This window comes from Sorangium sp. So ce887 (genome assembly GCF_051521455.1).
Taxonomy (GTDB): domain Bacteria; phylum Myxococcota_A; class Polyangia; order Polyangiales; family Polyangiaceae; genus Sorangium.
The window spans coordinates 4831108-4845880 of record NZ_CP150354.1; the positions used below are offsets into that span (position 1 = coordinate 4831108).

The window sequence follows — 14773 nt, forward strand, 5'->3', positions numbered from 1 at the left end:
GATACCTCAGGGAGCAGCGGCGAGCATCCGGGAGGGGAGGGGAACGCGGTGGAGCCCTATGCGCTGACGAATCCATGGAACATGGTATGTAGATCCTCGATGTACTCGTCGAAATCTTCCCACATGCGCGAGAGGAGGAGACCACGACGCCCGAGCTTCTCCGCCTCCCCGGGGTTCTGCGCGACCCATTCGAGCTTGCTGGCCAGCGCTTCGTGGTCCCTGGGATCCGGCACGAGGAGGCAGTTCTCCTCGTCGACGAGGCCCTCCTTGTAACCTCGTTTCTTGTGGATATCGCCCGACAGGATGAGGCAGTTGCCGCACGCGAGCACCTCTCTCGGTACGCCCGGCGTGTGGTAATCGATGAAGAAGTCTCGCTCCAGGAAGCACGTCGCTGTGGTGGCGTTGATGAAGCTCGGGATCACCCAGTTCGGCATGAACGGGAGCAACCAGACGTTCTCCTCCACCCGGTTTTCGCGGATGAACGCGGCGAGCTCGCGGCAGCTCCTCTCGGCGCCGCCGCACATCATGATCGCCTGAACGTCGACGCGCCGACGCTTCACGATTCCGAGCGCTCGGATGAAGTCGAACATGCCCTTCGCATGATCGATCTTGCCGTACATCCCGAGCGTGGGGACACGGGGATCGAAGGTCTTCGGGGCGGATTCGCGGAAGCACGCATGGAGCCAGTCATCGCTGGCGAGCGCCTGCGCCAGGCGCTCGTTCACGTCGAGCCTCGGCGCGCCGGGGCGGAAGCAGTGCGTGGGGAGGGAGTCGGAGCCGAGGTGGTAGAGCCGCCTCTTCTTCACTCCGAGCCCCACGAAGAGGTCATCGAAGTGCTTCGCCGTCACGACCCTGTGCGCCCGCTTCAGGATCTCGGCGTAGGAGGTCCTCAGCCACGGCCTCGTCATCAGGACCGATATGTCGCTCCCCGCGTGCGCCAGGACGCAGGGGACCCCCGTCCATTGCGCCGCGAGAGATGCAGCCATCCCGTACGGTTCCAGGTAGTAGGCGTAGATCAGATCGCAGGAATGTTCCCTGACGGTGTCCGTCGCCATGGAGGCCAGCTTGGTCACGTACGGGTTCGCCCAGGGGACGTAGAGGTCGTACGCAGGGCGCTCCGACGAGACGCAGCGGACGGAGCCACCATTCGCGAAGCGGACGTGTAGCCGCCGCCTGTCGGATGGGGTCATGACCATCCGGTAATCTGCCTCTGCTTCGTCGGCGTTCGTGACGACCCAGACCTGATCGCCGCGCTTGGCGAGCGCATACGCCATCCAGTAGGTCCGGGTGCTGACGCCCCCTTGAATGGGTGGGAACTTGCTGATGATGCAGATCTTCATCGCGCAAATCTCCTCGATGCAGGCGCAGGCGCAGGCGTGCCCGGCGTCCGCCTCAGCTCAACTCACCTCTCAACAGATTGCCGGGATCCTCGGCCGCTTGCCGCGAAAGCCGGTGCGTCATCACGCTCTGCCGGTCGCGCGAGTAGTAGATCGCGTAGATGGATTCTTCGCTGCCCTGTAGGACGCTGATGCGATCGATGGCTGGATACAGGTCCATGACGTTCGATGCGAGCTTCATGCAGTAGAGGTGGCCGCTGTCATGGATCCCGAAGCGGGAGGTGTCTATCTTGAAGCGCCCCGTGATCCGGGGCCGCGCCTGATGAAACTGCGCGAGGGCGACCGCCCGCTCCACCCTCAGGAGGTCTCTGTAGAGACATGCGCTGTCCAGGCGCTCCGCCCATGAATACAGGACGCCGAAGATCTTCTTGATCATGGCTCCTCGATCGGTATCCATGCTGACTTGAGAAGTGACGCAGTCCCAGAGCCGCCGCCTCCTCGCCGTGAGGCCGCAGAACACCGGGTAGTGGCTCTTGACCGAGTGCTGTATCGAAGCCCTGAATGACGTCGCGATGCTCGCCAGGCACGATTCGCTGTACCGGGATAGCTCGCCCCTGAGATCAGCTCCTTCGACAGGCCCACCATGGACGAGGCTCTTCAGGTACCGCTCCTGCCAGCGGGCGACGCTCGCGCGATTCATCGCTGGCACATCCCTCGAATCCGGACGAGATCATCCCACACCCTGGGGAGGTCCTTGAAGCGCGCCTCACGCTCCAGGATCACGGCCTCCGGGGTCACCCGGGCCAGGAGGTACTCCAGCAGCTCGAAGACGACCTCGGGGACCGAGTGATCGTGGCCATCATAATAGTAACCGTCGTGCGAGGAGCCTCCGGCGAGGTGGAGCTGCCTTATACGGCGCGCCGGCATGCGATCGATGAACGCTCTCGGGTCCAGCCCGTGGTTGAGCTGGTCGGCGTACAGGTTGTGGAGGTCGAGCAAGATGCCGCAGTCGGCCATCTCGACGGCCCGGGCAAAGAAGTCGTCGTAGGCGATCGTCGATCGCTTCAGCTCCCACATCAGGGCGATGTTTTCGAGCAGGAACGGCGCCGCGAGGCCCTCCTGAAAGAGCTTTATGTTCTCCACGAGGATCTGCAGCGTCTCGTCGGTCCGCAGCAGGGGTAGGTTCTTCTCGAGGTCAAAGTCGCCGATGCGGCACGACGTCAGGTGATCCGAGCACCACCTCGGGGCCAACCGATTGACGATGCTTCGACGCTGCCGCGCGTTGCGATCGAGGCGATAGTCGGCGCTGCCCAGCGAGTTGCAGGCGAAATGAAAGCAGTACGACGTGCCGAAGTCGGAGAGTAGCCGCTTCATCTGGCCCCTCTCGAAGTGACTGTAGATGTATCGCTCCGGCTGTATTTCCAGGAAGTCGACGAGCCCCTCGTCCCTGGCTCGCCACAGCAGGTCGTGAAGAGCCGGATGGTAGCTCATGCCGATGTGAACAGCCATCGGATCACTCCCGTGAGGAGGCCGCCGCCGCGGGCGATGAGACGTTCCGGGGGTCTACAACGTGTGCACGTGAATCGGTGAATCCGGCTCGCCCGTCGCCGTGCGACGACATGGGCCGGAACGGGCGAGCTCGCGCGAGCTGCAGGAGGAGTCCCTGCAGGCGGTCGTCCCCTCCGGGGCGTGTCGTGTCACCCAGCGGCCGGAGGGAATGGCGACTCACCTCCAGCACTACGGCGAAATTTTGGTCTTCTTGCTCGGCGTCGGGTCGTGCCGGCAAACGTGGGCGCTGGCGGCGGGCTTGGGGACGTTGATCTTCCGCGTGACAGGCGTCGGATCATGTCGGCAAACGTGCGCGCTGGCGGCGGGCTTGGGGACGTTCACCTTTCTGGATCGGTTCGTTGTAGACATCTGTGGTCTCCTTGGAGCAGTGGGCCATGACCAGTACGCGGCGTTGCAGCGGCCGCAGGGGAGATAGCCCTTACAGATTACCGAGGGTTCGCACCCAGCCGCAAGAAAAAGCGCCCCGCGCGAGCGGATCCGGGGCTCGCTCTCTAGCTCTCTAGCTCTCTAGCTCAGATCGCTCCCATCCCCGTCGGCCGGCTCGGTGAGGGACTGGAGCACCTCCGCTGCATCGATCGCGCGGAGCCGCTTCACCAGCGCCTCGACGCGGGGCGCGATCCCCTCTCGGACCGTTGCTGCGAGGTGCGCGCCGCCCGCGGGGCAGTCTCCCCGGAAGGTCAAGTCCTCGGCGCACTCGCGCAGCGCGTCAGCCACCATCACCTCCACGAGGCGGTGCCAGGTGATCCGGTGGATCCCGGAGGAAATGTGGAGGGAGGGGCCCCCGACAGCCGTGGCCTCGTGGAGATAGCCGCGGGGGATGTACAGCGCTCCACCCGGCTGCATTTCGATCTCGCCCCAGCGCGGGGTCATCTCGCGGAGCTCGGCGGTGCGGCAGGCGTGGTGGCGGTGCAGCGGCGCCTCGAGGAGGGGCTCGTAGAGGATCCACCGCTTGCGTCCCTCGAGCTGGAGCACCACCACGTCGTGGGTATCCCAGTGGCGGGGGAAGGTCTGCGCCCCGCCCGGCGTGAGGTAAAGGTTCGTGTTGGCCTGGGCCAAGAGCGCTCCGGACAGGGCGCTGGTGAGCGCACCGACGGCCGGGAAGCAGTCCTGCACCCCCGTGAGGAGCAGGCTACCCCCCTCCGCCTCGAAGAAGCGCCGCACCGCCTCACCGTCGAGCTCCGCATCGGGCTCCGCCCGGAGGAAGCGCTTGGCGTCCACGTACTCCGACGTCGCGTCGATGAAGAACACTTCCCCGGAATGCACCCGGCCTTCCGCTATCGCCTCCAGCACCGCCTCGACGGTGGGCAGGCCGGCGAGCCCATCCACGCCCTTCGGCGGTGAGGCGAGGGGCCGGCTCGGCGAGCGCCCGGAGGTACGAGCGCCGCTGAGGAGGTCGTCGAGCGAGCCGGGGATCAGCAACTCCATGGGGCTGGGCATGAAAAACGCCGCGGAGGACAGGAGACGCCAGGGCTCTCGCTCCTGTCAAGCATGGCCTGCCCGTGGGACCTCGGGGCGACTGCCCCCGGGCGATGGATTCGAGGCCAGGGCGCTCTTCGACGGCTATCGCGCCGCGGGCGATAATTGAATCCCGGTGCATGGAGGTCCCAAATCCCTTGCGTCGCGCGTGGCTCGCCTCTACGCAGGCGCGACTTTGGGTGCTCTCCGCGGCAAGCTCACCTTCTCCCGGTTCTTCGTGCTCGGCGATCCGCCCGACAACCTCGCCGGCACGTCGATGAGGCGCGTCCGCGCCGCCGCCTCGCAGCCGCTCGTCCCGGAGGAAGACGAGAGCGAGCGCCACGGGTGGTGCTCGATCGAGGACCCGATGGATGTGGACCTCGACCACGAGAAGGTCTTCTTCAACGAGTACGTCTGCCTCGGCCTGCGCGTCGACCGCTGGGTCGTGCCCAAGCCGCTGCTGCAGGCCCACCTCCGGGACGCGGAGGCGGCGCTGCTCGAGAGAAAGGGCCTGGAGCGGCTCGGGAAGAAGGCGCGCGCCGATCTCAAGCTCTTCGTGCTGAAGAAGCTCCGGCGGCAGCTCATCCCGGTCACCAGGAGCACCGACCTCGTCTGGAACACGGGGACCGGCATGGCGCGCTTCTTCAGCCAGTCGCCGCGCGTGCACCTCCTCGTCCAGGATCTCTTCGAGAAGACGTTCCGCCTCAAGCTGGTCCCGGAGAGCCCCGGCACCGCGGCGGAACGGCGCCAGCTGGACGCGCGCGCGGAGAAGCTCTGGGAGGCGCTCGAGCCGACCTCGCTCGCGCGGGCCGGAGCTGCGGAGTGACGGATCTCGTCGAGCGCATCGAGCGCAATCGCTTCGTCGGGCGCGAGTTTCTGCTCTGGCTCTGGTTCGAGAGCATGCTCTTCGAGACGAACCTCGCTCCGACGGGCGAGCCAGCGTGCGCGCTCTGGCTGGAGGCGCGCCTCACGCTCGCCTTCGAGAAGGATGAGAGCGTGCTCAAGACCGCGGCGCCGGGCGCGGCGCCCGAGGCGAAGGAGGCGCTGCGCCAGGGCAAGCTCCCGCGCGAGGCGCGCCTGCGGCTGGTGTCCGGCGAGCGCGAGTATGCGTGGCTCTTCAAGGGGGACACGCTCGGTCTCGCGAACCTGTCGATCCCGGCGGAGCTCACGAAGAAGGACGACGAGGTCCACGAGGTGCTCTACGAGCGGATGCGCCTGGTCGAGGCGCTCGAGGCGACGCTCGACGCGCTCTTCAGCGACTTCCTCGCGCTCCGCCTCACGGAGGCGTGGGAGGCCGCGGTCGTGCCCGCGCTGGTCCGCTTCGCGCACGACGAGGCGGTCGACGAGGCGGCGTACCTGAAGGCGAAGCAGCGGGCCCAGTCGGCCGGCGGAGGCGGCGCGGGCCGCGGGCGCGCGGTCCGCTCGCGGCCATGAGGCGCGCCGCCCGGTGCGCCGCTCACCGCCCCGGGCCGTCGTCGCGGATGAGCAGCGCGACCGCGTTCTGCTCGATCTCCGCCGCGGTGAGCGCCTTCGCGTAGAGCGCCGCATAGTACATCGCGCCCGAATACGACCGTCCGCCGAGCTCGCGGTTGCCGAGGACGAGGTGCCTTCCCTCGGCGAGATCGAGCGTCGTGTCCACCCCGGGCACGCGTTTGTGCATCGCGCAATAGCCGACTACCGGGTTGCTCCGCGGGGCCGTTGCGCCGTTGATGTAGAGTCGGACCCGATCTTCCGCGGGCTCCTGGACGGTCGTGTCGAGCACGACGTGCACCACCGCGCGCGCCGGGAGCTGGGCGTCCCACGCGCCGCCGCAGTTGTTGCCGTTCCACCAGAGCTCGATCTGGCCAAGCTGCTCCGAGCGGAGCGTGAAGCGACCGGACTCCGTGCCGCTGCCGATATGGAGGATGCGCGAGCCGTCGACGACCACCTCGGCGATGCTGAGCACAGCCTCCATCGTGCCGGTCCGGGACCCGTGCAGCGCGGTATGGATCTTCGTGCCGTCGATCGCCGCGGAGGCCCGGCTGTCGGCCGCGACCGCCGTCCAGGAGAGCCCGCTGTGCGCCGCGCCGTCCGCCGCGAAGCCCATCTCCTCCCCGTACGTCAGCGCGAGCGGCATCGGCGCTCCGGCGGCGTCCTCGACCTGCGTGGGCGCAGGCCCGTTCGCCGCCTCGTCGAGGAAATACCGCGCGACGAGGCCATCGCCGCTGAGGCAGGACGAATCGCTCGCGCAATCGCGCCCTCCGGCACCTCCGCCCCCCGAGCCGCCTTCCCCCTCGCCGGCTCCCGCGCCGGGCTCCGCGGTGCCGCCGCCCGCCGCGCTGCTCGACCCATCGCCCGTCGTTGAGCCGGAGGCGGCGGTCCCCCCGCCGTCGGCGCCGCCGGCGCCGCCGGCCGCTCCAGAACCGGAGCCAGGGAGTTCACCGAGCCGCAACTCGGGGGCACATGCGACGAAGAGCTGGAGCGAGACAATCAGCAGGGACATCCGCATAGGCCACATCCTACCGCTGCGCGCTCACCGGGAGAAGGCAGCGCGCCGCGCCGGCGCTGGAGGCGCCGCCGGCCGACGACCCCGAGGAGCATTGGCTCGCGCCGACCCGAGCGGCCCCGTCTCCGGGCATCGCCGGCTGGCGCTGCTGACCTCGCGAGGCCGCAGCGCGGTTTCCTTCTTCGCGCCGGCTGGTATTCTGGCGGCGTACCGTGGACAACCTCGACATCATCCGCCAGCGGCTCCACAACGAGCGCCTCGTGGGGCCCCCGTGCGAGCGGCCCGAGGACGTGGTTCAATGGCTATGCGCGGTGCAGGCCCAGGACTACGCCGGGGCGAAATGGGCCATCGCGCAGCGGACCACCGGCGTCACTGACGCCGAGCTCGACCGGCTGTTCGACGACGGCAAGATCCTCCGCACCCATGTCCTGCGGCCCACATGGCATCTGGTGATGCCGCAGGACATCCGCTGGATGCTCGGCCTCACGGCCCCGCGCGTGAACGCCGCGAACGCCTACCCGTATCGACAGCTGGAGCTCGACGATGCGGTGTTCGCGAGGAGCAACGACGCGCTCGTGAGGGCCTTGCAGGGGGGTGCCCAGCTCACACGGACGGAGATCGCGCGGGTGTACGAGGAGGCCGGCATCCGCGCGAGCGGCCTGCGGCTCGCCTACCTCCTGATGCGCGCCGAGCTGGACGCGATCCTCTGCAGCGGCCCGCTCCGCGGCAAGCAGTTCACCTATGCCCTGCTCGACGAGCGAGCCCCGAGGGCGAAGGCGCAGGGGCGCGACGAGGCGCTGGCCGAGCTCACGAGACGGTACTTCGCGAGCCACGGGCCAGCGCTGGTGAAGGACTTCGCCTGGTGGTCGGGGCTCACCCTGACCGAGGCCAGGGCCGGCATCGAGATGGCCAGCGCACACCTTCAGCACGAGACGGTCGACGGCAAGGTCCACTGGTTCGCGGCCAAGCAGGCGCGCTGCGGCGAGCTCGAGACACCGCTCGTTCACCTCCTGCCCAACTACGACGAATACGTCATCGCCTACAAGGACCACAGCGCGACGCTCGACCCCGCGCTGCTGCGCGCTGCCGGCGACGCGCTCATGGCGCACATCGTCGTGCTCGACGGCCGGGTCGTCGGCGGCTGGCGCCGCACGATCCAGAGAAGAGCGGTCACGGTCACGATGAATCTCCCGCTGCGGCCAAGGAAGAGCGAGAAGGCCGCCCTGCAAAGGGCGATCGAGCGGTACAGCCGGTTCCTGGGGATGCCTGTCACGGTCGCGAGCTAGCGCTACAGCGAGAATTTGCCCACCTCCGGGCCACCATAAACGTCCGAGTCCCGCACCTGAGCTGGGCTGGCCCGAGCTCCATCCCGACCTCGCTACCAGGGCGTCCCCGTGGTCAGCGCGAAGAAGATCCCCCTCGTGAACGGGACGGGGATGTTATGCTCGCCCGCGTCGAGCGCGCGCGGCGAGGCGCCGTGCCGGGAGGTCAATTCATGTCATCTGTGAGGGGCTTCACCCTCGATCCGTCGCGGATCGAGCACGTTGGGCAGGGGCTTGTCCGGCCGGAGTGTGTGATTGCAGAGGCCGACGGCACCCTCTGGAGCTCGGACGCCCGCGGCATCGCGACGCGCATCGATCCGGACGGCAGGCAGGCGACCCTCGGCCCGGACGTGGGCGAGCCGAACGGCATGGCGATGGACCGGCAGGGGAACCTCATCGTCGCCGCCCTGTCCGGCGGCAAGGTCTACAAGCTCCACCGCGACGGCCGGTCCGAGGTCCTCCTCGACTCCATCGACGGCAAGCCGCTCGGCGCCGTGAACTTCTGCTTCATCGACTCGCGGGACCGCCTCTGGATCTCCGTCTTGACACGGCAGCTCCCGTGGTGGAACGCCGTCGCGGGCAACCTCCGCGACGGGTACATCGTGCTCGTCGACGAGAAGGGCCCGCGCATCGTGGCCGACAACCTCAGCATGACCAACGAGGTGCGCCTCGACGCCGCCGAGGAGTTCCTCTACGCCGTCGAGACCATCCCCGGCCGCCTCCTCCGCTTCCCGGTGCGAGACGACGGCAGCCTGGGCGATCCCGAGCAGTTCGGCCCGGACAGCCTCGGCGTGGGCGGGTACATGGACGGCTTTGCCTTCGACGCCGAGGGCAACCTCTGGGTGGCGGCCGTCTGCCGCAACGGCCTCGCCGTGATCTTCCCCGACGGCAGCTACCAGACCGTCTTCGAGGACCCGCGCCCCGCGGTCCTGGAGGCGATGACCGTGAAGCAGCGGAGCGGCACCATCGAGCCGGCCGATCTCGGCGCCTGCGCCGGAGACACCGTGCAGCTGCCCACGAGCATCACGTTCGGCGGGCCCGATCTCCGCACCTGCTACATGGGGTCGCTGGCGATGCCGCGGCTCCTCACGTTCCGCGCGCCCGTCGCGGGGCTCCCGCTCGCGCACCTGCGGTGATCCGCGCCGTCCGGCTCGCCGCCGCTCGCCGCGGCGGCCGGCCGGGGGGGACGACAGCGGACGTCGTCGAGGCTACGCGCTGACTTCGACCGGTTTGCCGGGGGAGCCCTCGCTCCGGGCGCCGGGCTGCGGGCCGCGCCGCTCGTCGCCGGCGCCTCTCGCCGACGCCTGCCGCTTCAGCTTCTCCTCGACCCGCGTGCCCTTGAAGAAGCTCGCGTTGGCCTCGGTGTAGAGCTTGTACGGGTTCTCGAAGACATACGCCTTGAAGTCCTCGGCGCTGATGACGCCCTCTTCCACGAGGCTCCAGCTCTCCGCGAGCGCCTCGGTCAGGTCGGGGACGTCCCAGTGGCCGACGTCCGACGAGTAGATGGCGTTGATCTTCGCGCCGAGCGGGTTCGCCTTGTCGTTGAACGCGGCGGCGAGGGTGCGGTCGTCCGACTCGGACCCGAAGAAGAAGTTGTTCACCCAGCGATCGCGGATGTCCTCCACCTTCTCGATGCCCGCCGCCGCGAAGTCGTTGCGGTGCTCCGGCCCAGGCTGGCGCGCGTCGCTCGTGTAGTTGGCCCCGAGCGTGTCGGCGATCAGCTGCTCGCCCTCGATGGAGCGCCCCTTCACGAGATCCGCGCCGTGCCGCCGGAACAGCTCGGCCAGGAGCGCGCGATCGGTCGCCGCCGGGTCGTAGTGCTTCAACCCCTCGGGGCCGCGCTTGTGGAACCGGTCGACCAGGTGGATGTAGACCCGCGCGCCCCAGTCCGCCCCGCCCTCGAGCATGCCGATGCGCAGCCCCGGGAAGCGGCGGGTGACGCCGCCGAAGAACAGGGCCTTGGCGAACGCCTCCGAGCCGTCGGCGAAATGGCCGATGTGGTTGTTCATGTAGTTGCTGATCGACGAGCGCCCCGTCCAGCCCTGGCTGCCATAGTGGGTGAGCACGGGCACCCCGAGCTCGACCACCTTCGCCCAGAAAGGATCGTAGTTGTGCTCGCTGTCCAGACCGTAGAAGTCGATGTAAGTCGCGTACTTCGCGATCTCCGGGTGCTGGTCCGCCGGGTACTTCTCGGCGATCGCCTTGATCGGACGGCGCACGCCGCCGGCGATGTTGATCGCCTTGAGCCCGAGCTTCTTGACGGCGAACTCCAGCTCTTCGATCCCCTCCTGCGGCGTGTTCAGCGGGATGCCCGCCACCGGGGTGAGGCGGTCGCTGTACTTGCGGAACAGCTCGGCGTGATAGTGGTTGATCGCGCGCTGCAGCGCCTGCCGCGCGCTCGGGTCCTTCACGGCCAGCGGCGCGAGGGTATTGTTCGGGAACAGCACCGAGTAGTCGGAGCCCTGCTCCTCCAGGCGCTCGGCGAGCAGCGACGGGAGGTGGTACGTGGCCACGTCCAGCGTGTTGCGCGTCACCCGCGCCCACCACGGGGACCTGACCGTGCGGTGATGCTGCCGCTCCTCGGGCGTCTGGCTGTACCAGTCCTTGCCGCTGCTGTTCTCGGCGTTGCGGCGCCGGGAGCTCAGCGCCTTGCGCAGATCGTCGACGAGCTTGGCGCCGCCGTACGTGGCGACGAAATCCTCGAGCGCCGGCGAGTAATCGTTGGTGTGGATGTCCGTGTCGATGACGGGGTAGTCGAGCTTTTCCTTGACCGCCACGGAGCGGGAGGCCTTGAGACGAGCGATACGGTCGGTCATGAAGACTCCGGAGAAGGGTAGAGGCGCGCCGACGTCGCCGGTGAGGGACGATGGCCGCGCCGGAGCGCCGTCAGCTGCGCCGTCAGCTGCCAAACGTTGGGTGCAACGCGCGTGCCTCGGCACCGGCCCCGGTGGGTCTTGCCCTCCTGGCCGCAGATCTCGGCGCCCCTCCGGCGCGCTCGCCCCGCGCGCTGCTCGGATCCGAGCAGCGGTTCAGCGGCGCTGCTTCCTCAGCAACAGCCCCCGCGCGCAGAGGCCCGGGGGCGAGCCCGCCAGTCCCGAGCGCGCTACGCCTGGCCGAACAGCGCGAGGCACTGATCGTCGAGGACGCCGCCGACCAGAGCGACGGGCGCGCCGGAGTTCTCGTTCATCCAGCGCGCCGGGACGGCCAGCTCGCGCTGCGCGCCGCCCGTCGCCGCCGTGACCTCCCGCATCGTGCAGCCGAAGACGACGCGGCTGATCCGGGCGAGCCAGGCCGCGGTGAAGCACATCGGGCAGGGCTCCACGGTCGTGTACAGCGTGTATCCCTGCAAATCCGGCCCGACGGCCGCGCACGCGCGGCGAACGGCGCCCACCTCGGCGTGGTACGTGAGGTCGCGCTGGCCGTTCACCTCGTCGGTCGCCTCCGCCACGATCGTGCCGTCCGGGGCGACCACCAGGGCGCCGAACGGCGGCTCGCCCGCGCGCTGCGCGCCGCGCGCGAGCTCCAGCGCCCGCGCCATGAGCTCCTCGTCGCGGCTCATCGGATGAGCCTCGGGTCGAGCAGCGACTCGGGCGCCGGCGCCTTCTTGACGAGCTTGGACTGGACGGTGAAGTCGACCACCGACTTCAACGATGCATAGACGGGACCGGCCTTGTCCGCGGTGCCGAAGAGCTGCTTGTTGTCGGCCAGGTCGTAGATCTTGTCGCCGCTCAGCATGCCCTTCACGTCCTCGGGCGGAGCGTTCAAGTACTTGCCGATGATGGGATATGCCTTGTCGGGCTCGCTCCGCAGCGTCCGGACCCCCTGATCGATGGCGCCGAGCAGCCGGGTGTAGGCCTCGCTCCCCGACGCGAGCTTGGACCTCTGGACGACCACAGAGTTCGTGATCGTGTCGGGCATGCTGGCGCTCGTGAAGATCACGTGGCCTCCGTGCTTGGTCGCCTTGGTGATCCACGGCTCCCAGGTGACCGCGGCGTCGACCTTCCCGGCGACGAACGCGGCGCCGGCGTCGTCGGCGCTCATGCTGGTGATCTTCACGTCGCCGGGGCCGATACCGCTCTTCTCGAGCCCGAAGAGGAACAGCATGTGGTTGACCTCGCCGAGCGTGAGGGCGACCGTCTTGCCCTTGAGATCGGCCATGGTCGCGATACCCTCCTTCGCCACCACGGCGTCCGCGCCGTTCGAGCTGTCGACCAGGGCGATGGCCACCACGTCGGTCTCGCTGTTGCCGTTCAGCACCGCGAGGTTCTGCAGGGTGGTGAGGCCGACGTCGAGCTGGCCCGAGGCCAGCGCCGCGAGCGTGTCGCCGGGGTTCGAGAACGGCTTGAGCTCGACGCTCAACCCGGCCTTCTTGAAGAGCTCGAGCTCGTTCGCGAGGAAGACGCCCGAGTAGCCGATCCACAGGTCGTGACCGACGGTGAGCTTGATCTGCGCGGGAGGCGGCGCCGCGGCCCCGGCGCGCGCGCTCGACCCGGCGGCGGCGCCCGGGTCGCTCGGCGCCGCGTCCTTGTTCGAGCAGCCCACGGACAGGACGAGGCAGGCCAGCGCTGCCCCGAGCTCTTGCAAGACGGTCCTTCGTTTCATGATCCCCCTTCTCCCTGTTCCAGTTGCGTGTTGGTGAGCCCGAACAGCAGGCGGTCGCGCTGGGTCTCGGAACGAGGGCGCCCGCGCAGCAACGCCATGATCTCCCGCTTCTGGTGCAGGAAGGCCTCGTCGAGCTTGAGCTCCGACGAGCGGGCCGCCCGCGCGAAGGTCACGTCGAGCGTGGCCAGGACGCGGCCCGGCCGCTCGGAGAAGACGACGATGCGATCGGCGAGGAGCAGGGCCTCGTCCACGTCGTGCGTGACGAACAGCGTCGTGATGCGGTGGTGCTGGATGAGGTGGAGCAAGAGCTCCTGCATCTGCTCGCGCGTCTGGGCGTCGAGCGCGCCGAACGGCTCGTCCATCAGCAGCACCTCGGGCTGCACGACGAGCGCCCGCGCGAGGGCGGCGCGCTGCTGCATGCCGCCGCTCAGCTCCGCGGGGTAGCCGTCGCGGAAGTCCCAGAGCCCCACCAGGCGCAGCAGGCTCTCGACCCGGGCCGCCTGCCGGTCGCGAGCGCCCCCGGGCGCGCGCGCGCGGTTGCGGGCGAGGGTCAGGGGAAAGCGGACGTTCTCCCGCACGCTCAGCCAGGGGAACAGCGTCTGCTGCTGGAACATGAGGCCGATCTCGGCGCCGGGGCCGAGGACGCGCTCGCCGTCGAGCTCGATGGCGCCGGCGGTCGCCGGCTCGAGCCCGGCGACGATGTGCAGGAGCGTCGATTTGCCGCACCCGGAGGGGCCCACCAGGCTGATGAACTCGCCCTCGCGGACGTCCATGTCGAGCGGCGCGAGGGCGTTCGTCTCGCCGCGGCGACCGGAGTACGTCTTGCCGACGCCGCGCAGCGACAGCTTCATGCCCCGCCCCCCGGCGTCCAGCGGAAGAGACGGCGCGAGGTCGCGCGGAACACCCAGTCGAGCCCGAGGCCGAGGAGCCCGAGCACCAGCAGGTAGGCGTAGATGCTCGGCGTCTGGAGGAAGCGATAGAAGCGCAGGATGCGAAAGCCGAGGCCCTCGGTCGCCGCCACGAGCTCGGCGACGACGACGTAGCTCCACGCCCAGCCGTTGCACATGCGCAGCGCGCTCCAGATCCCGGGGAGGGCGGCCGGGGTCAGGACGCGCCAGACGATCTCGCGCCGGTTCGCTCCCAGGCTCCGGCTGACGTGGAGCAGGGGCGCCGGGACCCGCCGCACCTCGCCGGCGGTCATGAGCAGCAGCTGAAAGAAGGTGCCCAGAAACACAAGGAGGACCTTCGCGCCCTCGCCGATGCCCGCCACGATCATGACCAGCGGGATCAGCGCCGGCACCGGGACGTAGCGGAGAAACTCGGTCGGCGGCTCGAGCAGCGCGGCGATCGACCGGAACGCGCCGGCGAGCACGCCGAGGGGGACCGCGAGGATCGCGGCGGCGGCGAACCCGGCCGTGACGCGCAGGAAGCTGTGCTGGACGTCGATCCAGAGCTCCTTCGCGACGAGCGCGTCGGCCGTGGCGCGCGCGATGCTCGCGAGCGTCGGCACGATGGCGGCTCTCGCCCCGTCGCGATCCGGGAGCCAGGCGTAGACCGCGATCATCAGCAGAAAGCCCGCCGCCCCGAGCGGCAGGCGAGCCCGGCCCGGGAGAGCGCGGCCCAGCGCGAGCCAGCGGGGCGGCGCCTGTCCGCACTGTCGCGACGGCGCGCGCAGCTTCGGGTCGACAAGCATCCTCGTGAAGGCCTCCGTGCCTCGCATCGTGACGTTCATTCGATGCAGATCGAGCCCAGCCAGGAGGCGATTCAGCCCCGAAGACGAGCTCTGGTCCGCGCCTGTGCGCCAGGCGATCAACCGACCTTCCAAACGACCTTCGTGAGGATGATCCCGAAGCGATGTCACCAGTCCGGCGGCAGACCGTCAAGTGAGATCTGGCGCATCGACGCGTCGTTGAGCCACGCCGCCACGCGGCCGCGCGCCGGTGGACTCCGCCGCGGCGTGGGCTCGCGTCCAAAGTCGCGCACGCTGGGTGGAGGTGCGAGGA

General features: G+C 69.2%; 14 protein-coding genes. 4 read left to right on the plus strand and 10 right to left on the minus strand.

The window, feature by feature from the left end; translation table 11 throughout:
• Window positions 1–56: 56 nt before the first annotated feature.
• From WMF36_RS17915 to WMF36_RS17930, 4 genes are all read right to left on the minus strand, one after another.
• Entirely contained in the window at window positions 57–1340 is a 1284-nt protein-coding gene (locus WMF36_RS17915) for a glycosyltransferase (protein ID WP_437580821.1), read from the minus strand.
• A gap of 52 nt (window positions 1341–1392) precedes the next feature.
• Window positions 1393–1773 carry a hypothetical protein gene (locus WMF36_RS17920; RefSeq protein ID WP_437580822.1) on the minus strand — a complete coding sequence of 127 codons (381 nt, stop codon included), beginning with the start codon at window positions 1771–1773 and terminating at the stop codon, window positions 1393–1395.
• A gap of 260 nt (window positions 1774–2033) precedes the next feature.
• On the minus strand, window positions 2034–2846 hold the full coding sequence (locus WMF36_RS17925; protein ID WP_437580823.1) for a multinuclear nonheme iron-dependent oxidase: 813 nt from the start codon (window positions 2844–2846) through the stop codon (window positions 2034–2036).
• Between the two features lie 567 nt (window positions 2847–3413).
• Entirely contained in the window at window positions 3414–4331 is a 918-nt protein-coding gene (locus tag WMF36_RS17930) for a JmjC domain-containing protein (protein WP_437580824.1), read from the minus strand.
• 226 nt (window positions 4332–4557) lie between these two features.
• Between WMF36_RS17930 and WMF36_RS17935 the strand changes: the two genes are divergently transcribed.
• Together WMF36_RS17935 and WMF36_RS17940 are read left to right on the plus strand one after the other, a co-directional pair.
• Window positions 4558–5187 (plus strand): hypothetical protein, encoded by a 630-nt coding sequence (locus WMF36_RS17935; RefSeq protein WP_437580825.1) that lies wholly within the window; start codon window positions 4558–4560, stop codon window positions 5185–5187.
• The gene (locus WMF36_RS17940; RefSeq protein WP_437580826.1) at window positions 5184–5795 is read left to right on the plus strand and encodes a hypothetical protein; all 612 of its coding nucleotides are present in this window, start codon (window positions 5184–5186) and stop codon (window positions 5793–5795) included. Before WMF36_RS17935 ends, WMF36_RS17940 begins: the two co-directional genes overlap by 4 nt.
• A gap of 22 nt (window positions 5796–5817) precedes the next feature.
• On the opposite strand, the gene WMF36_RS17945 is transcribed toward WMF36_RS17940, so the two are convergent.
• The gene (locus WMF36_RS17945) at window positions 5818–6843 is read right to left on the minus strand and encodes a LamG-like jellyroll fold domain-containing protein (RefSeq protein ID WP_437580827.1); all 1026 of its coding nucleotides are present in this window, start codon (window positions 6841–6843) and stop codon (window positions 5818–5820) included.
• A gap of 215 nt (window positions 6844–7058) precedes the next feature.
• Here WMF36_RS17945 and WMF36_RS17950 point away from each other — a divergent pair, with 215 nt between their 5' ends.
• Window positions 7059–8132 (plus strand): winged helix DNA-binding domain-containing protein, encoded by a 1074-nt coding sequence (locus WMF36_RS17950; protein ID WP_437580828.1) that lies wholly within the window; start codon window positions 7059–7061, stop codon window positions 8130–8132.
• A 209-nt stretch (window positions 8133–8341) separates the two neighbouring features.
• Window positions 8342–9304: an SMP-30/gluconolactonase/LRE family protein gene (locus tag WMF36_RS17955; RefSeq protein WP_437492284.1), complete on the plus strand. Its 963-nt coding sequence runs from the start codon at window positions 8342–8344 to the stop codon at window positions 9302–9304.
• A gap of 72 nt (window positions 9305–9376) precedes the next feature.
• Here the strand turns inward: WMF36_RS17955 and WMF36_RS17960 are convergent, their stop codons facing one another.
• The 5 genes from WMF36_RS17960 to WMF36_RS17980 all read right to left on the minus strand — a co-directional run bounded on the left by WMF36_RS17960 (window position 9377) and on the right by WMF36_RS17980 (window position 14490).
• Window positions 9377–10984 (minus strand): amidohydrolase family protein, encoded by a 1608-nt coding sequence (locus WMF36_RS17960; protein ID WP_437580829.1) that lies wholly within the window; start codon window positions 10982–10984, stop codon window positions 9377–9379.
• A gap of 287 nt (window positions 10985–11271) precedes the next feature.
• The gene (locus tag WMF36_RS17965) at window positions 11272–11727 is read right to left on the minus strand and encodes a nucleoside deaminase (protein ID WP_437580830.1); all 456 of its coding nucleotides are present in this window, start codon (window positions 11725–11727) and stop codon (window positions 11272–11274) included.
• On the minus strand, window positions 11724–12770 hold the full coding sequence (locus WMF36_RS17970) for an ABC transporter substrate-binding protein (RefSeq protein WP_437580831.1): 1047 nt from the start codon (window positions 12768–12770) through the stop codon (window positions 11724–11726). Before WMF36_RS17970 ends, WMF36_RS17965 begins: the two co-directional genes overlap by 4 nt.
• On the minus strand, window positions 12767–13621 hold the full coding sequence (locus WMF36_RS17975; protein WP_437580832.1) for an ABC transporter ATP-binding protein: 855 nt from the start codon (window positions 13619–13621) through the stop codon (window positions 12767–12769). The genes WMF36_RS17970 and WMF36_RS17975 overlap by 4 nt, the downstream gene beginning before the upstream one ends.
• The gene (locus tag WMF36_RS17980; protein ID WP_437580833.1) at window positions 13618–14490 is read right to left on the minus strand and encodes an ABC transporter permease; all 873 of its coding nucleotides are present in this window, start codon (window positions 14488–14490) and stop codon (window positions 13618–13620) included. Before WMF36_RS17980 ends, WMF36_RS17975 begins: the two co-directional genes overlap by 4 nt.
• Between the last annotated feature and the right edge of the window lie 283 nt (window positions 14491–14773).

What these genes read in the sequence shown, in the direction of transcription:
- WMF36_RS17915 (WP_437580821.1), bottom strand. Translation starts at nt 1,340, where the DNA reads ATGAAGATCTGCATCATCAGCAAGTTCCCACCCATTCAAGGGGGCGTC.
- WMF36_RS17920 (WP_437580822.1), bottom strand. Translation starts at nt 1,773, where the DNA reads ATGATCAAGAAGATCTTCGGCGTCCTGTATTCATGGGCGGAGCGCCTG.
- WMF36_RS17925 (WP_437580823.1), bottom strand. Translation starts at nt 2,846, where the DNA reads ATGGCTGTTCACATCGGCATGAGCTACCATCCGGCTCTTCACGACCTG.
- WMF36_RS17930 (WP_437580824.1), bottom strand. Translation starts at nt 4,331, where the DNA reads ATGGAGTTGCTGATCCCCGGCTCGCTCGACGACCTCCTCAGCGGCGCT.
- WMF36_RS17945 (WP_437580827.1), bottom strand. Translation starts at nt 6,843, where the DNA reads ATGTCCCTGCTGATTGTCTCGCTCCAGCTCTTCGTCGCATGTGCCCCC.
- WMF36_RS17955 (WP_437492284.1), top strand. Translation starts at nt 8,342, where the DNA reads ATGTCATCTGTGAGGGGCTTCACCCTCGATCCGTCGCGGATCGAGCAC.
- WMF36_RS17960 (WP_437580829.1), bottom strand. Translation starts at nt 10,984, where the DNA reads ATGACCGACCGTATCGCTCGTCTCAAGGCCTCCCGCTCCGTGGCGGTC.
- WMF36_RS17965 (WP_437580830.1), bottom strand. Translation starts at nt 11,727, where the DNA reads ATGAGCCGCGACGAGGAGCTCATGGCGCGGGCGCTGGAGCTCGCGCGC.
- WMF36_RS17970 (WP_437580831.1), bottom strand. Translation starts at nt 12,770, where the DNA reads ATGAAACGAAGGACCGTCTTGCAAGAGCTCGGGGCAGCGCTGGCCTGC.
- WMF36_RS17975 (WP_437580832.1), bottom strand. Translation starts at nt 13,621, where the DNA reads ATGAAGCTGTCGCTGCGCGGCGTCGGCAAGACGTACTCCGGTCGCCGC.
- WMF36_RS17980 (WP_437580833.1), bottom strand. Translation starts at nt 14,490, where the DNA reads ATGCGAGGCACGGAGGCCTTCACGAGGATGCTTGTCGACCCGAAGCTG.